This is a genomic window from Caballeronia zhejiangensis, assembly GCF_022879815.1.
In the GTDB taxonomy this organism is placed as follows: domain Bacteria; phylum Pseudomonadota; class Gammaproteobacteria; order Burkholderiales; family Burkholderiaceae; genus Caballeronia; species Caballeronia zhejiangensis.
On sequence record NZ_CP084283.1, the window covers coordinates 1,212,184 to 1,233,339 of the forward strand.

The 21,156-nt window shown below is 64.8% G+C and carries 17 protein-coding genes; 8 read left to right on the plus strand and 9 right to left on the minus strand.

Annotated elements, in window-relative coordinates; all coding sequences use genetic code 11:
- Positions 1 to 11: 11 nt before the first annotated feature.
- Both radA and LDZ23_RS05860 read left to right on the plus strand, forming a co-directional pair.
- Positions 12 to 1,397, plus strand: coding sequence for a DNA repair protein RadA (radA, locus tag LDZ23_RS05855; RefSeq protein WP_175979974.1), 1,386 nt, complete (start codon positions 12 to 14; stop codon positions 1,395 to 1,397).
- Positions 1,398 to 1,559: 162 nt separating this feature from the next.
- Positions 1,560 to 1,823 (plus strand): DUF2866 domain-containing protein, encoded by a 264-nt coding sequence (locus tag LDZ23_RS05860; protein ID WP_008350121.1) that lies wholly within the window; start codon positions 1,560 to 1,562, stop codon positions 1,821 to 1,823.
- Here LDZ23_RS05860 and LDZ23_RS05865 read toward each other — a convergent pair.
- Positions 1,820 to 2,842, minus strand: a complete 1,023-nt coding sequence (locus LDZ23_RS05865; protein WP_034471999.1) for a CaiB/BaiF CoA transferase family protein — start codon at positions 2,840 to 2,842, stop codon at positions 1,820 to 1,822. The two genes, LDZ23_RS05860 and LDZ23_RS05865, sit on opposite strands and share 4 nt — an antisense overlap.
- A gap of 15 nt (positions 2,843 to 2,857) precedes the next feature.
- Positions 2,858 to 4,798, minus strand: coding sequence for an ATP-binding cassette domain-containing protein (locus LDZ23_RS05870; RefSeq protein WP_008350117.1), 1,941 nt, complete (start codon positions 4,796 to 4,798; stop codon positions 2,858 to 2,860).
- 155 nt (positions 4,799 to 4,953) lie between these two features.
- Here LDZ23_RS05870 and LDZ23_RS05875 point away from each other — a divergent pair, with 155 nt between their 5' ends.
- Positions 4,954 to 5,445: a glutathione peroxidase gene (locus LDZ23_RS05875; protein ID WP_008350115.1), complete on the plus strand. Its 492-nt coding sequence runs from the start codon at positions 4,954 to 4,956 to the stop codon at positions 5,443 to 5,445.
- 6 nt (positions 5,446 to 5,451) lie between these two features.
- On the opposite strand, the gene cls is transcribed toward LDZ23_RS05875, so the two are convergent.
- The 6 genes from cls to dapC form a co-directional block, all read right to left on the minus strand.
- Positions 5,452 to 6,942, minus strand: a complete 1,491-nt coding sequence (cls, locus tag LDZ23_RS05880; protein ID WP_033537247.1) for a cardiolipin synthase — start codon at positions 6,940 to 6,942, stop codon at positions 5,452 to 5,454.
- A 129-nt stretch (positions 6,943 to 7,071) separates the two neighbouring features.
- Complete coding sequence (gene prmB / locus LDZ23_RS05885) at positions 7,072 to 7,956, minus strand: 50S ribosomal protein L3 N(5)-glutamine methyltransferase (RefSeq protein WP_008350110.1); 885 nt, start codon at positions 7,954 to 7,956, stop codon at positions 7,072 to 7,074.
- Positions 7,957 to 7,986: 30 nt separating this feature from the next.
- Positions 7,987 to 9,123 (minus strand): succinyl-diaminopimelate desuccinylase, encoded by a 1,137-nt coding sequence (gene dapE / locus LDZ23_RS05890; protein WP_008350108.1) that lies wholly within the window; start codon positions 9,121 to 9,123, stop codon positions 7,987 to 7,989.
- A 95-nt stretch (positions 9,124 to 9,218) separates the two neighbouring features.
- The gene (locus LDZ23_RS05895) at positions 9,219 to 9,590 is read right to left on the minus strand and encodes an ArsC family reductase (RefSeq protein ID WP_008350107.1); all 372 of its coding nucleotides are present in this window, start codon (positions 9,588 to 9,590) and stop codon (positions 9,219 to 9,221) included.
- Positions 9,591 to 9,592: 2 nt separating this feature from the next.
- The gene (gene dapD, locus LDZ23_RS05900; RefSeq protein WP_244808018.1) at positions 9,593 to 10,432 is read right to left on the minus strand and encodes a 2,3,4,5-tetrahydropyridine-2,6-dicarboxylate N-succinyltransferase; all 840 of its coding nucleotides are present in this window, start codon (positions 10,430 to 10,432) and stop codon (positions 9,593 to 9,595) included.
- Positions 10,433 to 10,483: 51 nt separating this feature from the next.
- Positions 10,484 to 11,701, minus strand: a complete 1,218-nt coding sequence (gene dapC, locus LDZ23_RS05905) for a succinyldiaminopimelate transaminase (RefSeq protein ID WP_244808111.1) — start codon at positions 11,699 to 11,701, stop codon at positions 10,484 to 10,486.
- 193 nt (positions 11,702 to 11,894) lie between these two features.
- Here dapC and LDZ23_RS05910 point away from each other — a divergent pair, with 193 nt between their 5' ends.
- The 5 genes from LDZ23_RS05910 to def all read left to right on the plus strand — a co-directional run bounded on the left by LDZ23_RS05910 (position 11,895) and on the right by def (position 20,745).
- Positions 11,895 to 12,869: a DMT family transporter gene (locus LDZ23_RS05910; protein WP_244808019.1), complete on the plus strand. Its 975-nt coding sequence runs from the start codon at positions 11,895 to 11,897 to the stop codon at positions 12,867 to 12,869.
- A gap of 124 nt (positions 12,870 to 12,993) precedes the next feature.
- The gene (gene smc, locus LDZ23_RS05915) at positions 12,994 to 16,509 is read left to right on the plus strand and encodes a chromosome segregation protein SMC (RefSeq protein WP_244808020.1); all 3,516 of its coding nucleotides are present in this window, start codon (positions 12,994 to 12,996) and stop codon (positions 16,507 to 16,509) included.
- A gap of 175 nt (positions 16,510 to 16,684) precedes the next feature.
- Complete coding sequence (locus LDZ23_RS05920) at positions 16,685 to 17,944, plus strand: cell division protein ZipA C-terminal FtsZ-binding domain-containing protein (RefSeq protein ID WP_008350095.1); 1,260 nt, start codon at positions 16,685 to 16,687, stop codon at positions 17,942 to 17,944.
- A 192-nt stretch (positions 17,945 to 18,136) separates the two neighbouring features.
- Positions 18,137 to 20,215: an NAD-dependent DNA ligase LigA gene (gene ligA / locus LDZ23_RS05925; protein ID WP_034471993.1), complete on the plus strand. Its 2,079-nt coding sequence runs from the start codon at positions 18,137 to 18,139 to the stop codon at positions 20,213 to 20,215.
- Positions 20,212 to 20,745, plus strand: a complete 534-nt coding sequence (gene def / locus LDZ23_RS05930; RefSeq protein ID WP_008350093.1) for a peptide deformylase — start codon at positions 20,212 to 20,214, stop codon at positions 20,743 to 20,745. Before ligA ends, def begins: the two co-directional genes overlap by 4 nt.
- Before the next feature lie 72 nt (positions 20,746 to 20,817).
- On the opposite strand, the gene LDZ23_RS05935 is transcribed toward def, so the two are convergent.
- Entirely contained in the window at positions 20,818 to 21,054 is a 237-nt protein-coding gene (locus LDZ23_RS05935) for a hypothetical protein (RefSeq protein ID WP_008350092.1), read from the minus strand.
- Positions 21,055 to 21,156 lie beyond the last annotated feature (102 nt).

Genomic DNA, 21,156 nt, shown 5'->3' on the forward strand with positions numbered 1-21,156 from the left:
CAAGGCTTCGAGTGGCAAAAGTAGCGAAGGCAAAAACGCTGTATGTGTGCAGCGAATGCGGCGGGGAATCGCCGAAGTGGACCGGCCAGTGCGCCGCATGCAACGCGTGGAACACGCTGACCGAATCGGTGGCGCAGACGGCGTCGAACCATCGCTTCCAGGCGCTCGCGAAGAGTTCGCCGGTGCGCAAGCTCGCGGAAATCGAGGCGTCGGACGTGCCGCGCTTCACGACGGGCGTCGGCGAATTCGATCGCGTGCTGGGCGGCGGGCTCGTGCCGGGCGGCGTCGTGCTGATCGGCGGCGATCCGGGCATCGGCAAATCGACATTGCTACTGCAATCGCTCGCCGAAATCGCGCGCGAGCGGCCGGCGCTCTACGTGAGCGGTGAGGAATCCGGCGCGCAGATCGCGCTGCGCGCGCAGCGGCTCGGACTGATCGGCGGCGCGAGCGCCGCGGGCGATCTCGCGCTGCTTGCGGAAATTCAGCTCGAAAAGATCCAGGCGACCATCGATGAGCAACGGCCTGAAGTCGCCGTCATCGACTCGATTCAGACGATCTACTCGGAAGCGCTGACGTCCGCGCCCGGCTCCGTCGCGCAAGTGCGAGAGTGCGCGGCGCAACTCACGCGCATCGCGAAGCAGACGGGCACGTCGATCATCATGGTCGGCCACGTGACAAAAGAGGGCAGCCTCGCGGGACCGCGCGTGCTGGAGCACATCGTCGATACCGTGCTGTATTTCGAAGGCGACACGCACTCGTCGTTCAGGCTCGTGCGCGCGTTCAAGAATCGCTTCGGCGCCGTCAACGAGCTCGGCGTCTTCGCCATGACGGAAAAGGGCTTGCGCGGCGTCGCCAATCCGTCGGCGCTATTTTTGTCGCAGCACGAGCAGAGCGTCGCGGGTTCGTGCGTGCTCGTGACGCAGGAAGGTTCGCGGCCGCTGCTCGTCGAAGTGCAGGCGCTCGTCGATACCGCGCACGTGCCCAATCCGCGCCGGCTCGCGGTCGGGCTGGAACAAAACCGGCTGGCGCTGTTGCTGGCGGTGCTGCATCGGCACGCGGGAATTGCGTGTTTCGATCAGGACGTGTTCCTGAACGCGGTCGGCGGCGTGAAGATCACCGAGCCCGCCGCCGATCTCGCCGTGCTGCTCGCGATCCACTCGTCGATGCGCAACAAGCCGCTGCCGAAGGGTCTCATTACGTTCGGCGAGGTGGGCTTGGCGGGCGAGATCCGGCCGTCGCCGCGCGGGCAGGATCGCCTGAAGGAAGCGGCGAAGCTAGGCTTTTCCGTCGCGCTCATTCCGAAGGCGAACGCGCCCAAGCAGGCCATCGACGGTCTGAAGGTGATCGCCGTGGACCGCATCGAGGAAGCGATCGACCGCGTTCGCGACCTCGAATGATTTCGCGATCGGACCCTTCGTAACGGCGTGTAAAAATCCCGTTGCGCAATGTAACCCAACGGACGCGCGGTTTTCCTATCCTTACAGGGCTACGGACCCGGCCAACTTCGCCAAGGGCATTTCAACACGCGAAGTGACCGGAAGGATCGAGAGGACCACGCATTGAAACACGCTAATTCAGCCCGGCCGAAGCCCGCTTTCCACCTGCGCGGATGCCGCGTCTCCGCGCCGCTTCAGCAGCCTTGGGGCAGCGGCTGCCGGATCGTCGAATGGATCGACGAGCAAGGCCAGATCTCGCGTCGCGTCGTCGCGGCCGATGTCACCGAGGATCAAGTCGTCGCGACCATTCGCGAGCATGTGACGGGCCGCAAGCATGTGCTCGTCGACGACGAACGTCAGCCGCGTCAGGTCTTGCCGCGGCGTTAGGCGCTTCTGAAAAGCGGGTGTGCCGCCGCTTCGGCAGGCGTCAGCACGGGCGCGACGCAGCAATCGAGCGGCTCCAGCAACGTCATCCATTCGTCGCGCGTGCGTTCGCGGAAAATCGCGGCAAGCTGCGCGGACAAGTCTGCCGCGTCCGCACCGCCAATCGCCTGTCCGAGGCTCCAGTGCCGCGTCGCCCAATCGGGACGGCCGAGCGCTTCGCACAAGGTCTGCCAGAACTTCAGCTCCAGCGCGCCGACCGCGACGAAACGGTCATCGCGCGTGCGATACACGTCATAGCAGGGCGCGCCGCCGTTCAGCAGGCCAGCGCCCGCGCGCGTCGTGGCTTCGTCGGCATTGGCGAGCGCGATATGCGCCATCACGTTGTGCGCGTGCGCCGCGTGCGTCATCGACACATTCAGGCAACGTCCTTCGCCGCCGCGCGCGACGTGCCACGCCGCCGCCAGTATTTCCATGACCGCCGAAAGCGCGCCGCCGAGCAGATCCGCCAACTGGAAATTCGGCGCGATGGGGGTGCCGTCGCGCGCCGCGAGCTGATCCAGCACGCCCGCATACGCGATGTAGTTCAGATCGTGTCCGGCCTTCTGCGCGAACGGTCCCTCGCTGCCGAAACCGGTGATCGCGCAATAGACGAGCTTCGGATTTGCCTCGCGCAGCACGTCGTAGCCGACGCCCAGCCGCGCCATCACCGAAGGTCGAAAGCTCTCGACGAGCACGTCTGCGTCGCGCGCAAGTTCGATCAATTTCGCGCGGCCTTCGTCCGTTTTGAGATCGAGCGTGAGCTGCCGCTTTCCGCGATTGACGATGCGATAAAACGCGCTCGGCGTGCCGCTTTGCCGATCGGCTTCGCTTTGCAGCATCGTGCGCGTGTAGTCGCCTTCGCCCGGCGGCTCGATCTTGAGCACATCGGCGCCGAGTTCCGCGAGCCGTAGCGTGGCGATGGGGCCGGGTAGAAGCCGCGTCAGATCCAGCACGCGCAGGCCGGTGAGGGAAGGCGTCGTCAAGTTGTCGATCTCCGGTTATGAGCCGATCTGCTCCAGTTCCTCGTGCGCTTCGAGCCACTCCATTTCGAGCGTTTCGAGGCGCGCATTCACTTCGCCCTGGCGTCGGATCGTCTCAGTGAGTTTCGCTTTCATCGGCGCTTCGTAGCTCGCCGGATCGGCGACGAACGCATCGAGTGCCGATTTTTCCGCGTTGAGCTTTTCCATCTCTTTCTCGATCTTGGCGATGCGCGACTTGAGCGGCTTCGTCAGATGCGCAAGCTTTTGCCGTTCCTGAGCTTCCTGCCGGCGCTGTTCCTTGCGATTGAGCGCGCTGTCGGACGCCTCGCCCGAGGCCGCGGCGCTCGCTTCCTTCGCCGCCGCGCGCGTTTCGGCGGCGTGCTGCAGAAGCCAGTCGCGGTAGTCGTCGAGATCGCCGTCGAACGGACTCAGGCGATGCTTCGCGACGAGCATGAACGTGTCGGTCGTCGCGCGCAGCAAGTGCCGGTCGTGCGACACGAGTATGAGCGTGCCTTCGAACTGCGCGAGCGCCATGGTCAGCGCGTGGCGCGTTTCGAGGTCGAGGTGGTTGGTCGGCTCGTCGAGCAGCAGCAGATTCGGCTTCTGCCAGATGATGAGCGCCAGCGCGAGCCGCGCCTTCTCCCCGCCGGAAAAGGGCGCGATCTTCGCGGTCGCCATGTCGCCGGAGAAATTGAAGCTGCCGAGGAAATCGCGCAGTTCCTGCTCGCGCGTGTCCGGTGCGAGGCGCGCGAGATGCTGGAGCGGGGAATCGTCCGGGCGCAGCGTTTCCAGTTGGTGCTGCGCGAAATAGCCGATCTGCAAGCCTTTGCCCTGCCGGACGTCGCCGGAAAGCGGTTCGAGCGTCTGCGCGAGCGTCTTGATGAGCGTCGATTTCCCCTGACCGTTCGCGCCGAGCAAGCCGATGCGCTGGCCGTTCTGGATCGACAGCGTCACGCCTTCGACGATTGGAATCTCGCCGCCCGCGTCGTTGTGATAGCCGCAACGCACGCTCTCCATGACCATCATCGGATTCGGCGCGGCGTCGGGCTCGCGGAATTCGAACGTGAAGGGCGAGGTTGCGTGCGCGGGCGCGATCAGCTCCATCTTCTCCAGCGCCTTCACGCGGCTTTGCGCCTGCTTGGCTTTGGTCGCCTTGGCCTTGAATCGGTCGATGAAACTCTGCAGATGCGCGACTGTCCTTTGCTGCTTCTCGTACGCGCTTTGTTGCAGCGCGATCTGCTGCGCGCGCAGCACTTCGAACTGGCTGTAGTTGCCGCCGTAGCGCTTCACCTGACGATTTTCCAGATGCAGCGTGACGTTGCAGACCGAATCGAGGAACTCACGGTCGTGCGAGATCACGACGAGCGTGCCCGCATAGCGCCCGAGCCAGTCTTCCAGCCAGACGATGGCGTCGAGGTCCAGGTGGTTGGTCGGTTCGTCGAGCAGCAGCAGATCGGACGGACACATCAGCGCCTGCGCGAGATTCAGGCGCATGCGCCAGCCGCCCGAGAAGCTCGACACCGGCTCGCGCGTCTGCTCGAGCGTGAAGCCGAGACCGAGCAGCAGCGTTTCGGCGCGCGCGGGCGCCGTGTAGCCGTCGGCATCGGCGAAGGCGGCGTGGGCTTCCGCTTCGGCCGCGCCGTCATGCGCGGCGGACGCGGCCACGATGCGCGCCTCGATCGCACGCAGATGCGTGTCGCCGTCGAGCGTGTAGTCGAGTGCGCTGCGATCCACGGCGGGCGTTTCCTGCGCGACGTGCGCGATGCGCCACGACGGCGGCATCGAGAAATCGCCGCCGTCCGCGTGCAATTCGCCGCGCAGCACGGAAAAGAGCGTCGACTTGCCCGCGCCGTTTGCGCCGACGAGACCGGCCTTCTCGCCCGGATTGAGCGTGAAGCTCGTGTCTTCGAAAAGCGGCTTGGTGCCGCGGGACAGGCTGAACTGGTTGAAGCGGATCACGTCGGAATGGCGGCGAAAAGGGCGCGGCTTTGAGGGAAAGCGCTATTTTAGACCGGACCGATTGCGCGGCAGGGGTCGGCCGTTCGGCTAATGGCGGGCGAACGCGCGACGGGTTAGCATCGCGTGACTTTCATCGAATTTTTCCGGAGCACGCCATGAGCACAGCCAGCGAAGGCATCTACGGCTTCTCGGCCGAAACACTCGACGGCGCGACCGTCAGCCTCGACAAGTACCGCGGCAAGGTTCTGCTCATCGTGAATACGGCGAGCGAATGCGGATTCACACCGCAGTACAAGGGTTTGCAGGAGGTTTATCGACAGTACGCGGCGCGCGGTTTCGAGGTGCTCGGCTTTCCGTGCAACCAGTTCGGCAAGCAGGAACCGGGCGATGCCGGGCAAATCGGCGCTTTCTGCGAGCAAAACTACGGCGTCACGTTTCCGATGTTCGCGAAGATCGAGGTGAACGGCTCCAACGCGCATCCGCTCTACAAGTATCTGAAGGACAAGGAACCGGGCCTGCTCGGCATCGAAGCGATCAAGTGGAATTTCACGAAGTTTCTCGTCGATCGCAGTGGCAAGGTCATCAAGCGCTATGCGCCGCAGACCAAGCCGGAATCGATCACCGACGACATCGAAAAGCTGCTCTGACGCCGCTCAGAGAATCGGCGAGAAAAGCCGCGCGACGTGCATCGCCATGCGCCGCCAGAAGGCCTTGCCGCGATAGTCATTGGCGTCGATCTCGAACGAATGCGCGAAGTCGGCGAGCAGCATGGTTTCCACTTCGCTAGCGAACGCGCGATCGACGGTCAGCACCGTGATCTCGAAGTTCAGGCGAAACGAGCGATTGTCGAGATTCGCGCTGCCGATCGACGCGGCGATGCCGTCGACGAGCACGACCTTCTGATGCAGAAATCCCGGCTTGTAGCGGAAGATGCGAACGCCCGCCTGCACGAGGTCGTACGCATAAAGCCGTGACGCCGCGAACACCACGCGATGATCGCGCCGGCTTGGAATCAGGATGCGTACGTCGACGCCACGCATCACGGCGAGCCGCAGCGCCGAGAACACGGCTTCGTCGGGAATCAGATAGGGCGATGTGATCCAGATGCGCTCGCGCGCCGCGTTGATCGCCTCGACAAAGAAAAGCGAACAGGTTTCCTGTTTGTCCGCCGGGCCGCTCGACAGCACCATGCAGTGCATGTTCTCGCCGGAATGCGGCGCGGGGCCGAGTTCCGGCAGGCGTTGCGTCGCCCAGTACCAGTCTTCGGTGAACACGAACTGAATGCTCGCGACCGCCGGGCCGCGCACTTCGATATGCGTGTCGCGCCACGGCGAAAGCCGCGGATTGCCGCCGAGATATTCGACGCCCACGTTGTGCCCGCCGACGAACGCGCATTTGCCGTCCACCACGACGATCTTCCGATGATTGCGGAAGTTGATCTGGAAACGGTGCACGAACTTGCGGGTGGCCGCGAACGGATGCGCCTCGACGCCGCCCGCCCGCAGCGCATTGACGTAGCGATGCGGCAGGTCGAAGCTGCCGATGCTGTCATAGAGGAAGTACACGCGCACGCCGGCCTGAGCTTTTTTGATGAGCGCGTCCTTGAGCATTTCGCCGAGCGCATCGGCGCGCACGATGAAGAACTGCACGACCACATAGCGTTCGGCGCCGGCGATCGCTTCGAGAATCGCGGCGAACGTCGCGTCGCCGTTGATGAGCACGCGGGCCGAGTTGCCGCGCAAGAACGGCATGCCGGACAGGCGCTGCAGCGTGCGGATCGTCGGATTGCCGAGATAAGCGGCAGGCCCCGGCGCGATTTCGCCGCGCGCGCCGGTGGAATCGACGAGCGGAGCGGCTTCGGGCGCATCGCTGCGGGCGCCGGAATCCCATTCGGCAGGCTTCGAACGGCTGCGCAGGATCTCTATTTCCAGCCGCCGTTCGTCGATATAGCCGGCGAACTTGCTGCGGCCGAGGAAGAGATACGGGATCAGCGTGAAGTAGGGCATCGCGACGAGCGACACGGCCCACGCGACCGCGCCTTGCGACGTGCGTGTGTTGATGACGGCATGGATCGCGGCGATCACGCCGAGCACATGCGCGGCCATCACGAGCGTGCCGAGGTGAAGCCAGTCGGATGCTTGCATAGACGCGGGAAGGAGCTAAGGGCTTGGCTAATGGCGATTTGCCATATTACCCAACCCTTCCACGCGAAGTGTCAGCGATCGTTGCAGCGCTTGCGCCGCCGCAACGACCGCTCACGGAGAAGCGGACGCTCAGGCCGGAAGGTCGGCGGCCTGGATGAGGAACACGTTGTCATCGCCGGCGCTCGTCGAGAGCCAGACGAGATCGAGGCCGCCGAGCGCGGCTTCCACATTCGGGCGCTCATTGCCGATCTCGACGACGAGCACGCCGTCCTCGGTCAGCCACTTGCCCGCGTCGCGCACGATGCGCCGTACCACGTCCATGCCGTCTGCGCCGCCCGCGAGCGCGAGCTCGGGTTCGTGGCGGTACTCTGCCGGCAGCGCCTGCATCGCGTCCGCGTTGACGTACGGCGGATTCGTGATGATGACCTCGTAGCGCGCCTCGGGAAGCGGCGCGTACAGGTCGCCTTCGTAGAGGCTCACGCGCTCTTCCAGACCGTAATCGTCGACGTTGCGGCGCGCGACCGCGAGCGCATCGGCGGAAATGTCGACGGCATCGACATCGGCGTTTTCGAAGGCCTGCGCCGCGAGAATCGCGAGGCAGCCCGAGCCGGTGCACAGTTCGAGCACGCGCGTGACCTGATCCGGATCGGCCACATACGGCTGCAAGCCGTCCTGCAGCAACTCGCCGATGAACGAGCGCGGCACGATCACGCGTTCATCGACGTAAAAGCGGCGGCCGTGCATCCACGCTTCCTGCGTGATGTACGCGGCGGGAATGCGTTCCTTCGCGCGGCGCTCGATGACTTTCATGACCGCGTCGATCTCGTGGTCGAGCAGGCGCGCGTCGAGGAACGGATCGAGCGTGTCGAGCGGCAGATGCAGCGTATGCAGGATCAGATACGCGGCTTCGTCGTAGGCATTGGACGAGCCGTGGCCGAAGGACAAGCCCGCTTCGGTGAAACGCGAGACGCCGAAGCGCAGCAGGTCGCGCACGGTGGTGAAGGGCAGCGCCATCGAAGGCTCCTTTTTATTGTCGGATTTGAATTAGGCGATCAGTGCTTCGAGCACGCGGCGGTACACGTTCTTCAACGGTTCGATGAAGCGCACTTCGACATGCTCGTCGATCTTGTGGATCGTGCCGTTCGGCGGGCCGAATTCGACGACCTGATCGCAGATTTGCGCGATGAAGCGTCCGTCGGACGTGCCGCCCGTAGTAGACAGCTCGGTGCGCACGCCGGTTTCATCGGCGATGGCTTTTTCGAGCGCGTCGGACAGCGCACCGCGCGGGGTGAGAAACGGCAGGCCGCTCACGATCCACTGCAGGTCGTATTCGAGGCCGTGCTTGTCAAGGATCGCGTGGACGCGGCTTTGCAGGCTCTCGACCGTGCTCGCGGTCGAGAAGCGGAAGTTGAACATCAGGTCGGCATGACCGGGAATGATGTTGGTCGCGCCGGTGCCCGAATGCAGGTTCGACACTTGCCAGGTTGTCGGCGGGAAATATTCGTTGCCGTCGTCCCATTTTTCGGCGACGAGCTCGGCGAGCGCGGGCGCGAGCAGATGCACCGGATTCTTCGCGAGATGCGGATACGCGATATGCCCCTGCACGCCCTTGACGACGAGCTTGCCCGTCATCGAGCCGCGCCGGCCGTTCTTGACCATGTCGCCGAGCGTGGCGTTCGAAGTCGGCTCGCCGACGATGCAGTAATCGAGCCGCGTGCCGCGCGCCTTCAGCGCTTCAACGACCTTGATCGTGCCGTCGGTCGCGGGGCCTTCTTCATCGCTCGTGATGAGAAACGCGAGCGTGCCGCGATGTTCCGGATGCTGCGCGACGAATTCCTCGCTCGACACGACGAACGCCGCGAGCGACGCCTTCATGTCCGCCGCGCCGCGACCGTACAGCTTGCCGTCGCGATGCGTCGGGGTGAAGGGCGGCGAGCTCCACTGTTCGAGCGGGCCGGTCGGCACGACGTCGGTATGGCCGGCGAAGGCGAGCAGCTTGCCGCTTGCGTCCGTGCCGCGCCTGACGGCCCACAGGTTCGTGACGCCGCCCGATTCGATCGTTTCGCATTCGAAGCCGATCGCCGCGAGCCGCTCGATCATGAGCGCCTGGCAAGCCTTGTCGTCGGGCGTGACGGATGCGCGTTCGATCAGCGCTTCGGTAAGGGAAAGGGTGCCGGACATGGTTCTTTTTCCACAGCGATAAAAAATGCCGGCGCGCGGGCCGGCACTCGTAGCAAGCTCGCGATGACCGTCGGATTCACAGTCATCGCATCGGCTCAGGCAAAGAGCGTTTCGTACTGCTCGGCGGAAAATCCGAGCGTCTTCACGCGTCCGTTCACCACCACGACCGGCCGCTTGATGATCGACGGCTTGTGGATCATCAGCGCGATCGCGCCGTTGGTCGTGTCGGCTTCGGCCTTGTGCACGTCCGACAGGCCGCGCCACGTCGTGCCGCGCTTGTTGATGAGCTGATCGAGCGATACGTCCTTCAGCCAGTCCTGAACCAGCTTCTCGTTCACGCCGGCTTTCTTGAAGTCGTGAAACTCGAACGGCACGCCGTGCTCTTCCAGCCACACGCGCGCCTTCTTCACCGTATCGCAGTTCGGAATGCCGTAGACGACAGTCGTCGGGGTGGATCCGCGTGCCAAAATCAGTCGCCTCGCAGCAGTTCGTTCAGGCCGACTTTCGCGCGCGTCTTGGCGTCGACCTTCTTCACGATGACCGCGCAGTACAGGCTGTGCGAGCCGTCCTTCGACGGCAGGTTGCCCGCGACGACGACCGAGCCCGCCGGAATGCGGCCGTACGTGACTTCGCCGGTTTCGCGATCGTAGATCTTCGTCGACTGGCCGAGATACACGCCCATCGAGATGACGGAATTCTCTTCGACGATCACGCCTTCCACGACTTCCGAACGCGCGCCGATGAAGCAGTTGTCCTCGATGATGACCGGGTTCGCCTGCAGCGGCTCCAGCACGCCGCCGATGCCCACGCCGCCCGACAGGTGCACGTTCTTGCCGATCTGCGCGCACGAGCCGACGGTCGCCCACGTATCGACCATCGTGCCTTCGTCGACATATGCGCCGATGTTGGTGTAAGACGGCATCAGCACGACGTTCTTCGCGATGAACGAGCCGCGGCGCGCGATGGCCGGCGGCACGACGCGGAAACCGCCCGCCGCGAAGTCTTCGGCCGTGTAGTTCGCGAACTTCGAGGGCACCTTGTCGTAGAACTGCGTGTAGTTGTAAGACCCGCCACCGGCAGGCATCGGCGCGTTGTCTTCCAGTCGGAACGACAGCAGCACGGCCTTCTTGAGCCACTGATTCACGGCCCAGTCGCCATCGCGCTTTTCGGCGACGCGCATCTGGCCTTTGTCGAGCTGCTCGATCGCATGCGCGACGGCTTCGCGGACTTCGGCGGGCGCGGCCTTGGGCGACAGCTCGGCGCGGTTTTCCCAGGCGGTATCGATGATGCTCTGAAGTTGTTGCGACATAGTTGGTATCAAGGATGGGTAGTTGGGCCGGCTACGTTTCAGAACCGTTTGTCAGGAACTTAGCGTGCGGCAGAATTCGACGATGCGGCGAGCGCCTTCGACACATTCCCCGGTTTCAGCGACGAGCGCGATGCGCACGAAACCTTCGCCGGGATTCGTGCCGTGCGCCGTGCGAGCGAGAAAGGAGCCCGGCAGAACCGTCACATTATAGTCGGCGTAAAGGCGTGCAGCGAACTGGGTATCGGTGAGCCCGGTGCCCGAAACGTTCGCCCAGAGGTAGAACGCGGCGTCGGGCAAACGCACGTCGAGGACGTCCGCGAGCATCGGCGTGACCGTCTGGAATTTTTTCAGATACTGCGCGCGGTTGTCGCGCACGTGCGTTTCATCCTGCCACGCGACGATGCTCGCGCGCTGAAACACCGTCGACAGCGCCGCGCCGTGATACGTGCGATAGAGCAGGAAGTCCTTCAGGATCGACGCATCGCCCGCGACGAAGCCCGAACGCATGCCCGGCACGTTCGAGCGCTTGGACAGGCTCGACAGCATCACGAGACGGTCGAAGTTGCGATCGAGCAGCCGCGCGGCTTCGAGGCCGCCGAGCGGCGGATTGCTTTCGTCGAAATAGATCTCCGAATAACACTCGTCCGATGCGATCACGAAGCCGTGCCTGTCCGACAGCGCGAAGAGTTCGCGCCAGTTTTCGAGCGTGAGCACGGCGCCCGTCGGGTTGCCCGGCGAGCAGACGTAGAGCAGTTGCGTGCGCGCCCAGATCTCTTCGGGCACCGCCGAGTAATCGCACGCGAAGTTGCGCGCCGGATCGCTGTTGACGAAGTACGGCTCGGCGCCCGCGAGCAGGGCCGCGCCTTCGTAGATTTGATAGAACGGGTTCGGACAGAGTACGATGGGCGGTTCTGCGGCCTTGTTCGTGCGGCTGTCGATCACGGTCTGCGCGAGCGCGAAAAGCGCCTCGCGCGAGCCGGAGACAGGCAGCACTTCGGTTGCCGGATCGATCGATTCGAGGCCGTAACGCTGCATCACCCATGCCGCGATCGCGCGGCGCAACGGCTCGCTGCCGAGCGTCGCCGGGTAGCTCGCGAGGCCGTCGAGCGAATCGATCACCGCATCGCGGATCAGCGCGGGCGTCGGATGCTTCGGCTCGCCGATGCCGAAGCTGATCGGCGTGAATCCCGCGCGCGGCTCGATGCCCTTGAAGAGCAGACGAAGCTTTTCGAATGGATAAGACTGAAGTTTCTCGAGAAGTGGATTCACGGCGTGACCGGTAAGCAGTGAGCGATGCGCGCGAGGCGAGAAGCGCCTGCGAGCGCGGCAATCGGAAGAATCGAACGGACGTGAAACGAACTCACGATTATAGCGCGTGGCGTCGCGCCGGAAACGGCGGGCGGCGCGCGCCACGAAGGACGAAAACACGAGTGATGCCGGACGCAATGCAAGGACCATCTCGATGACGAGCAGCGTGCGCAACGCATGGCCGACGCTCGCAATCATGCTCGGCGCGTCGGTGTGGGGCCTCGTCTGGTATCCAATGCGGATGCTTGCCGCCATGGGCCTCTCCGGCACGGCCGCGAGCGCGACGACGAGCGCCGCCGCGTGCGTCTTCGTGCTCGTCGCGAAACGCCGCTCGATCAGTACGCTGTCGTGGCACTGGCTGCTCGTCGGGCTCGGCGTGTCCGCGGGCGTGACTAATATCGGTTTCGTGTGGGGCGCGATCCACGGGCAGGTGATGCGCGTGCTGCTGCTCTTCTATCTGACGCCCGCGTGGACCGCGATCTTCGCGCACTTCATCCTGAAAGAGCGTCTCACGCGCGCCGACGCCGCGCTCTCGCTCCTCTCGCTCGCGGGCGCGGTCACCATGCTCTGGTCGCCCGAACTCGGCATGCCGCTGCCGGCCGATCTCGCCGAATGGTCGGGTCTGATGGGCGGCATGGGCTTCGCGATGAGCAACGTGCTCGTCGTGAAAGTCACCCGTACGCTGCCCGCGATGAAGCCCGAGATGCGCACGGCGGTGATCTTCGGCGGCGCGGCGCTCATCGCGTCCATCGTCACGCTGTTCGAGCCGATGCCCGCGCCGCCCGCAGCCGCTCTCTTGCCGACCGTGAGCCTGATCGTGATCGGGCTGGGCGTCGTGCTCGCCGGCAACAACATGATCGTGCAACTCGGCCTCGCGCGCGTGCCGGCCAATCGTGCGTCGATCATCATGCTGTTCGAACTCGTCGTCACGGCGCTGTCGGCGTGGCTCTTCGCAGGCGAAGTCCCCGGCGCGCGAGAATGGGCGGGCGGCGCGTGCATCGTCGTTGCATGCGTGCTGTCGGCGTGGGTGCATCGGCCGCGGGCAGCGCGCTCGCCTTCGTCCGCAGCGTCCGACATCGCGATAGAAGTGCCGGAAAGCAAAAAGAAATCGACTCGCGCGATGGTATGATGGAGTCCGCTTTCGCCGGGCCAGTTGATGGTGCTTCACTGCCGCGCGGCCGGGAAACGACGGGCCGTGCTGCGGCCTGTCCGCCATATATCCTCCGTCACTCATTCAAAACAGCGATATCGCCGTGCGTCTGACCTCGATAAAACTCGCTGGCTTCAAGTCCTTCGTCGATCCCACGCATTTCCAGGTCCCCGGCCAACTGGTCGGCGTCGTCGGGCCGAACGGCTGTGGCAAGTCCAATATCATCGATGCCGTGCGCTGGGTGCTCGGCGAATCGCGCGCCTCCGAGTTGCGCGGCGAATCGATGCAGGACGTGATCTTCAACGGATCGACGGCGCGCAAACCCGGCAGCCGGGCTAGCGTCGAACTCATTTTCGATAACGGCGACGGCCGCGCCGCCGGTCAATGGAGCGCCTACGGCGAAATCGCCGTGAAGCGCGTGCTCACGCGCGACGGCACTTCCAGCTACTACATCAACAATCTGCCCGCGCGCCGTCGCGACATACAGGACATCTTCCTCGGCACGGGTCTCGGCCCGCGCGCCTACGCGATCATCGGGCAGGGCATGATCGCGCGCATCATCGAGGCGAAGCCCGAAGAGCTGCGCGTGTTCCTCGAAGAAGCCGCGGGCGTGTCGAAGTACAAGGAGCGCCGCCGCGAGACGGAGAACCGTCTGCATGACACGCGCGAGAACCTGACGCGCGTCGAAGACATCATCCGCGAGCTGTCGACGAACCTCGAAAAGCTCGAAGCGCAGGCGGTCGTCGCGACGAAGTACAAGGAACTGCAGGCCGAAGGCGAAGAGAAGCAACGCCTTCTGTGGCTCTTGCGCAAGAAGGAAGCGGGCAACGAAGCCGAGCGTCAGCAGCGCGCGATTCGCGAGGCCCAGGTCGAGCTCGAAGCGCAGACGGCGCGTCTGCGTGAAGTCGAAGCGCAACTGGAAACGCTGCGCGTCGCGCACTACAGCGCGAGCGACGCGATGCAAGGCGCGCAAGGCTCGCTCTACGAAGCCAATGCCGAAGTGAGCAGGCTCGAAGCGGAGATCCGCTTTATCGTCGAGTCGCGCAATCGCGTGCAGGCGCAGATCGCCGCGCTCACCGCGCAGCGCGAGCAATGGCAGGTGCAGGCGCAAAAGGCGCGCGACGAAATCGATACCGCGACCGAAGCGCTCGCCGAAGGCGAAGAAAAGGCCGCGATCGCGCAGGCAAATGCCGCCGCGAAACACGACGCGCTCCCCGCGCTCGAAGCGCGCTGGCGCGACGCGCAAGCGCAATTGAACGAAGAACGCGCGGGCATCGCGCGCGCGGAACAGGCGCTCAAGCTCGAAGCGGCGCATCAGCGCAACGCGGATCAGCAGCTTCAGCAATTGCAGCAGCGTCAGGAGCGTCTGAAGAGCGAGGCGAGCGGTCTGGATGCGCCCGACGAAGCGCATCTCGAAGAGTTGCGCATGCAGCTCGCGGAAAACGAAGAGATTCTCGCCGAAGCACAAGCGCGTCTCGCCGATGCGCAGGAAACCGTGCCGCGTCTGGACGCCGAGCGCCGCGCCGCGCAGGAACGCGTGCAGAAGGAAAGCGCGCAGATCCATCAGCTCGAAGCGCGCCTCGCCGCGTTGAAGCAGCTTCAGGAAAGCGTGCAGACGGAAGGCAAGATCCAGCCGTGGCTCGACAAGCACGAGCTCGGCGCGCTGCCGCGTCTGTGGAAGAAGCTGCACGTCGAGACCGGCTGGGAAGCGGCGCTCGAATCCGTGCTGCGGGAGCGTCTCGCCGCGCTGGAAGTATCGAATCTGGATTGGGTCAAGGCGTTCGCCACGGATGCGCCGCCCGCCAAGCTCGCGTTCTACTCGCCGCCCGTCGCGGGCAAGCCGGTCGACGCGCCGCAAGGCTTGCGCTCGCTGCTGTCGCTCGTGCGCATCGACGATCCGGGCCTGCGCGCCGTGCTCAACGAATGGCTCGCCACGACTTTCGTCGCCGACGATCTCGCGCAGGCGCTCGCTTCGCGCAATCAGTTGCCGGATGGCGCCGCGTTCGTCGTGAAGGCGGGGCATATCGTGACGCGCGTGGGCGTGCAGCTTTACGCGTCGGATTCCGAGCAGTCGGGCATGCTCGCGCGTGCGCAGGAAATCGAGAATCTGACGAAGCAGGTGCGCGCGCAGGCTTTGCTGTCCGATGAAGCCAAGGCCAACGCCGTGCGTGCCGATGCCGCCCACACGCAAGGCTCGCAGACGCTCGCGGAAGCGCGCGCCGCCGCTGAACGCGCGACGCAGCGCGTGCACGCGTTGCAGATGGACGTGCTCAAGCTCACGCAGGCGCACGAACGCTATACGCAGCGCAACACGCAGATCGGCGACGAGCTCGAAGAGATCGCCGCGCAGGTCGACGAGCAGCGTGCCTTGCGCGCCGAATCGGAAGCCGCGTTCGAACGTCACGATGGCGAAATCGCGCAATTGCAGGCGCGTTTCGAAGACAACCAGCTTGCGTTCGAGTCGCTCGACGAGGAACTCACGAACGCGCGCCACGAACTTCGCGAACTGGAACGCGCCGCGAGCGATGCCAGCTTCGCCGTGCGCGGCCTCGCCGCGAAGATCGACGAATACAAGCGCAATATCGAGACGGCGCACGATCAGAGCGAGCGCATCGCGGGCACGCTGGAAGACGCGCGCGCCGAACTCGAAACCATCAACGAACAGACCGCGCAGACCGGCCTGCAGGACGCGCTCGAAGTGCGCGCGGCGCGCGAGGAAGCGCTGCATGCGGCGCGCGTCGAACTGGACGATCTGACCGCGCGTCTGCGTCAGGCCGACGAGCAGCGCCTCATGGCCGAACGTTCGCTGCAGCCGCTGCGCGACAAGATCAACGAGTTGCAACTGAAGGAGCAGGCGGCGCGCATCAGCGGCGAGCAGTTCGTCGAGCAGTTGCAGGCAGCCGGGGTCGATGAAGCCGAGCTCGCCGAAAAGCTCACGCCGGACATGAAGCCGTCGTATCTGCAGGGCGAAGTCACGCGGCTGAACAACGCGATCAACGCGCTCGGCCCGGTCAACATGGCCGCGCTCGAGGAACTCGCAGCAGCGACCGAGCGCAAGCATTTCCTCGACGCGCAGTCCGCGGATCTGAACGACGCCATCGGCACGCTGGAAGACGCGATCCAGAAGATCGATCAGGAAACGCGCGCGCTGCTGCAAGGCACCTTCGACGAAGTGAACCGTCACTTCGGCGAACTGTTCCCGCGCCTTTTCGGCGGCGGTCAGGCGAAGCTCATCATGACCGGCGATGAAATCCTCGACGCCGGCGTGCAGGTCATGGCGCAGCCGCCCGGCAAGAAGAATTCGACGATTCACCTGCTTTCGGGCGGCGAAAAGGCGCTGACCGCGACCGCGCTCGTGTTCGCGATGTTCCAGTTGAACCCTGCGCCGTTCTGTCTGCTCGACGAAGTCGACGCGCCGCTCGACGACGCCAACACCGAGCGCTTCGCGAACCTCGTGCGCGCGATGTCGGCCAAGACGCAGTTCCTGTTCATCTCGCACAACAAGATCGCGATGGAAATGGCGCAGCAACTGATCGGCGTGACGATGCAGGAGCAGGGCGTGTCGCGCATCGTCGCGGTGGACATGGAAGCGGCGGCGGGCTTCGCGCAGAACGGCTGAAGCATCGCGCTCGCGAGAGTTTGATTGAGTGAAAGGGCCGGACGAGGTTTCCGGCAGCGTGCGTCAAGGCGCGGAGTGGCGCGCATCGGCCAGGCGGCGGCGAGAAGCCGGAACGCGGCGATGCGCGCGACAGATCGCGCGGCGCTTCGTAACTTAAAAGAATGATGGAGCCTGCATGGACGAGTTGACACTCGGTTTGATTGGAGCCGGAGCCGTGGTGGTGGGCGGCGTGGTGGTGTACAACGCGTGGCAGAGCGCGAAGGTGCGTCGCAAGATGCCGCGTCCGATGCCGGACGAAGCGGCGGATGCGCTCGCGCGCCAGGAAGCGGACGACGAGCAGCCGTTCATCGAGCCCGTGCGTCAGTCGCGGCGCGAGCCCGTAGCGGGCGGCGCCGATGGCGCCGATGCCGAACCGCGCGATACGCGTGTCGAGCCGAGCTTCGGCACGGCGAACGAGTCGACGGCGGCGGCTCCCGTCGCGCCTGCCGATACCGCCGTCGATCTCCAGGCCGAGGCGACGTCCGCCAATGGCGCGTCCGAGGAAGCGCCAAGTGCCACCGAAGACGAGCGCACCGAACCGGTGATGCCCGCCGCGACGACGATTTCGCAGGCGCCGCCGGCGGTCGTCGATCGCCGCATCGATTGTGTCGTGCCGATTCGCCTCGCCGCGCCGGTTGCGGGCGATCGCGTGATTCCGCTTGCGCAGCGCCTGCGCCGCGCGGGCACGAAGCCCGTGACGATCGAAGGCAAGGCCGAAGGCGACAGCGCGTGGGAGTTGCCGCGAAACGGCGTGCGCTACGAGGAGTTGCGCGCGGCCGCGCAACTCGCGAACCGCAGCGGCCCGCTCAACGAACTCGAATTCTCGGAGTTCGTGACCGGCGTGCAGCGGCTTGCCGACGCCATCGACGGCGCGCCCGAATTCCCCGACATGATGGAAACCGTCGGCATGGCGCGCGAGCTGGACGCGTTTGCCGCGCAATGCGACGCGCAGCTCTCGATCAACATCCTCTCCGACGGCGCGCCGTGGTCCGCGAACTACGTGCAGGCGGTGGCGTCGCAAGACGGCCTTTTGCTCTCGCGCGACGGCACACGCTTCGTCAAACTCGACGCGAAGCAGAATCCGGTCTTCATGCTCCAGTTCGGCGACACGAACTTCCTGCGCGACGACCTCACCTACAAGGGCGGCCAGATGATCACGCTGGTGCTCGACGTGCCCGTCGCCGACGAAGACATCCTGCCGTTCCGCCTGATGTGCGATTACGCGAAGTCGCTGTCGGAGCGTATCGGCGCGCGTGTCGTCGACGACCAGCGCCGGCCCTTGCCGGAGTCCGCGCTGCTCGCCATCGAGAAGCAGTTGATGACGCTCTACGCGAAGCTGGAGCAGGCGGGCATTCCGGCCGGCTCGCCCGCGACGCGGCGTCTTTTCAGCCAGTAACTTTTTGCTGCGCGCAGTCGGCAAGGCGCTCGCTTGCCAGGAGAATCGCGCCCCAGCCGGGGCGCTTTTCTTTGCGTGCGCGCCGCCGCACCGACGCCCGCACTTAGGCCGTTTGGCCGAGGACACGATTTACCGATCTTCTGAGACAATCGAACGGTCGGTTGACTGACTTACCTACTTTCTCGAAGCCGCATGTCCGCAAAATCAAAAGCCGAATCCGCCGCGACCGCGAAGTCGGGCGCCGCCGTGCCCAGCGCCGCTCGTCCGGCCGAGCGCGCGGCGTGGCTGCGTTCGGAACTGGAACGCGCGAACTACGCGTATTACGTACTGGATCAGCCGGATCTGCCCGACGCCGAGTACGACACGCTCTTCAAGGAACTTCAGGGCATCGAGACCGAGCATCCGGATCTGATCACGCCGGATTCGCCGACGCAGCGCGTGGGCGGCGAAGTCGCCGAAGGATTCACGCCGGTCGTCCATGACGTGCCGATGCTTTCGCTCAACAACGGCTTCGCGGACGAGGACATCGCCGCATTCGACAAGCGCGTGTCCGACGCGCTGGGCCACGCGAGCGTCGAATATGCGTGCGAGCTCAAGTTCGATGGCCTCGCCATTTCCCTGCGTTACGAGGACGGCCATTTCGTGCAGGCCGCGACGCGCGGCGACGGCGCGACGGGCGAGGACGTGACGGCGAACGTACGCACCATCCGCTCGATTCCGCTCACGCTGAAGGGCAAGAACGTGCCGAAACGGCTCGACGTGCGCGGCGAAGTGCTGATGTTCAAGCGCGATTTCGAGCGCCTGAATGCGCGTCAGCGCGAAGCGGGCCAGCGCGAGTTCGCGAATCCGCGCAACGCGGCGGCGGGCGGCTTGCGTCAGCTCGATCCGAAAATGACCGCGCAGCGTTCGCTGTCGTTCTTCGCTTATGGCATTGGCGTGCTCGAAGGCGCGGAGATGCCCGCGACGCACGCCGCGTTGCTCGACTGGTACAAGGAAATGGGCTTGCCGGTGAATGCGGAGCGCGCCGTGGTCGAAGGCGCCGACGGTTTGCTCGCTTTCTTCCACCGGATCGGCGAGAAGCGCGAGAAGCTGCCGTACGACATCGACGGCGTCGTCTACAAGGTCGACCGCCGCGACGAGCAGGATAAGCTCGGCTTCGTGTCGCGCGCGCCGCGTTTCGCGCTCGCGCACAAATTCCCGGCGCAGGAAGCGCTGACGCAACTGCTCGCCATCGACGTGCAGGTCGGTCGAACGGGCGCGATCACGCCGGTCGCGCGTCTCGCGCCGGTGTTCGTCGGCGGTGCGACGGTCACGAACGCGACGTTGCACAACGAGGACGAAGTGCGGCGCAAGGACATCCGCATCGGCGATACCGTCACGGTGCGCCGCGCGGGCGACGTGATCCCCGAAGTCGTCGGCGCCATTCTTGAGCGCCGTCCCGCCGACGCGCGCGAATTCGTCATGCCGACGGAGTGCCCCGTCTGCGGCTCGAAGATCGAGCGCCTGCCGGACGAGGCGATCGCGCGCTGCACGGGCGGGTTGTTCTGTCCCGCTCAGCGCAAGCAGGCACTGTGGCACTTCGCGCAGCGCCGCGCGCTCGATATCGACGGGCTAGGTGAGAAGATCATTGATCAACTCGTCGAGCAGAATCTCGTGCGTACGCCCGCGGATCTGTTTAATCTCGGCTTTTCGACGCTCGCGGCGCTCGACCGTTTCGCCGACAAATCCGCGCAGAACCTGATCGATTCGCTCGAAAAAGCGAGGAAGACGACGCTCGCGCGCTTCATCTATGCGCTCGGCATCCGGCACGTGGGCGAATCGACGGCGAAGGATCTCGCGAAGCATTTCGGCTCGCTCGATCCGATCATGGCTGCTTCGGTCGAAGAGCTGCTCGAAGTCAACGATGTCGGGCCGATCGTCGCCGAGGCCATCCACAATTTCTTCAGCGAAGAACACAACAAGCATGTGATCGAGCAGTTGCGCGTCAAGGTGTCGTGGCCGGAAGGGCCGCCCGCGCCGAAAGCGCCGCAGGGCGTGCTGGCCGGCAAGACCGTCGTGCTGACGGGCACGCTGCCCACGCTATCGCGCGAGGAAGCGAAGGAAATGCTGGAGTCGGCGGGTGCGAAGGTTGCCGGTTCCGTATCGAAAAAGACCGACTACGTCGTGGCGGGCGCGGAAGCGGGCAGCAAGCTCGCCAAGGCGGAGGAACTCGGGGTTCCTGTTCTCGACGAAGAGGCCATGCGTAAGCTTTTGGAAGGAGTCACTCCATGATTCGCGAAATCCTGAAGATGGGCGATCCGCGGCTTTTGCGTATCGCGCAGCCGGTCGAGCATTTCGACACGCCCGAACTGCACGCGCTCGTGCAGGATATGTTCGATACGATGCGCGACGCCAACGGCGCGGGGCTCGCCGCGCCGCAGATCGGCGTCGATCTGCAGGTGGTGATCTTCGGCTTCGGGCAGAACGAGCGTTATCCGGACGCGCCGTCGGTGCCGGAGACGGTGCTCATCAATCCGATCATCACGCCGAACGGACACGACATGGAGGAGGGTTGGGAAGGCTGTCTGTCCGTGCCGGGTTTGCGCGGCGCGGTGCAGCGTTTCTCGATGATCCGCTATCAGGGTTTCGATCAGTACGGCAAAGCCATCGAACGGCTCGCGGAGGGCTTTCACGCGCGCGTCGTGCAGCACGAGTGCGACCATCTGATCGGCAAGCTCTATCCGATGCGTATCACCGACTTTTCGAAGTTCGGCTTCACCGAAGTGCTGTTTCCGGGTCTCGATCCCGCGCGCGACGACTGACGCCGCGCGGTTGGAATCGCAACGAATCAGCCTGAATACGGAGAGCCGCTTTCGCGAGAAGCGGCTTTTTCTTTACGCCAACGTTTTCGGATTGCCGCTGACGTCGGGTTGACGAAACAGCGCGACATGCTCCGGATTCGCGGATGCCTGCAGGCGTCCGTCGGGCAGACGGGCGATCACCATTTCACCCACGCCGGGGCTCGTCACGACGACTTCGTCGCGCAGGGCGAGGAGGGCTTCGAGCCGTCGCCGGCCACTCACGATCTCCAGACCGGTTCCCGTCTCACGAACGATGATCTCAACTGACATGGCGATTCTCCATCAATGCCGTTCAATGCTGCTGATCCTGCTGTCTGGTTTATCGGATCGATGACTTATTTTCTTTAGCCAAAAAGCCGCCAAAAATGAAAC

What these genes read in the sequence shown, in the direction of transcription:
- LDZ23_RS05875 (WP_008350115.1), top strand. Translation starts at nt 4,954, where the DNA reads ATGAGCACAGCCAGCGAAGGCATCTACGGCTTCTCGGCCGAAACACTC.
- cls (WP_033537247.1), bottom strand. Translation starts at nt 6,942, where the DNA reads ATGCAAGCATCCGACTGGCTTCACCTCGGCACGCTCGTGATGGCCGCG.
- prmB (WP_008350110.1), bottom strand. Translation starts at nt 7,956, where the DNA reads ATGGCGCTGCCCTTCACCACCGTGCGCGACCTGCTGCGCTTCGGCGTC.
- dapE (WP_008350108.1), bottom strand. Translation starts at nt 9,123, where the DNA reads ATGTCCGGCACCCTTTCCCTTACCGAAGCGCTGATCGAACGCGCATCC.
- dapD (WP_244808018.1), bottom strand. Translation starts at nt 10,432, where the DNA reads ATGTCGCAACAACTTCAGAGCATCATCGATACCGCCTGGGAAAACCGC.
- LDZ23_RS05910 (WP_244808019.1), top strand. Translation starts at nt 11,895, where the DNA reads ATGACGAGCAGCGTGCGCAACGCATGGCCGACGCTCGCAATCATGCTC.
- LDZ23_RS05920 (WP_008350095.1), top strand. Translation starts at nt 16,685, where the DNA reads ATGGACGAGTTGACACTCGGTTTGATTGGAGCCGGAGCCGTGGTGGTG.
- ligA (WP_034471993.1), top strand. Translation starts at nt 18,137, where the DNA reads ATGTCCGCAAAATCAAAAGCCGAATCCGCCGCGACCGCGAAGTCGGGC.
- def (WP_008350093.1), top strand. Translation starts at nt 20,212, where the DNA reads ATGATTCGCGAAATCCTGAAGATGGGCGATCCGCGGCTTTTGCGTATC.
- LDZ23_RS05935 (WP_008350092.1), bottom strand. Translation starts at nt 21,054, where the DNA reads ATGTCAGTTGAGATCATCGTTCGTGAGACGGGAACCGGTCTGGAGATC.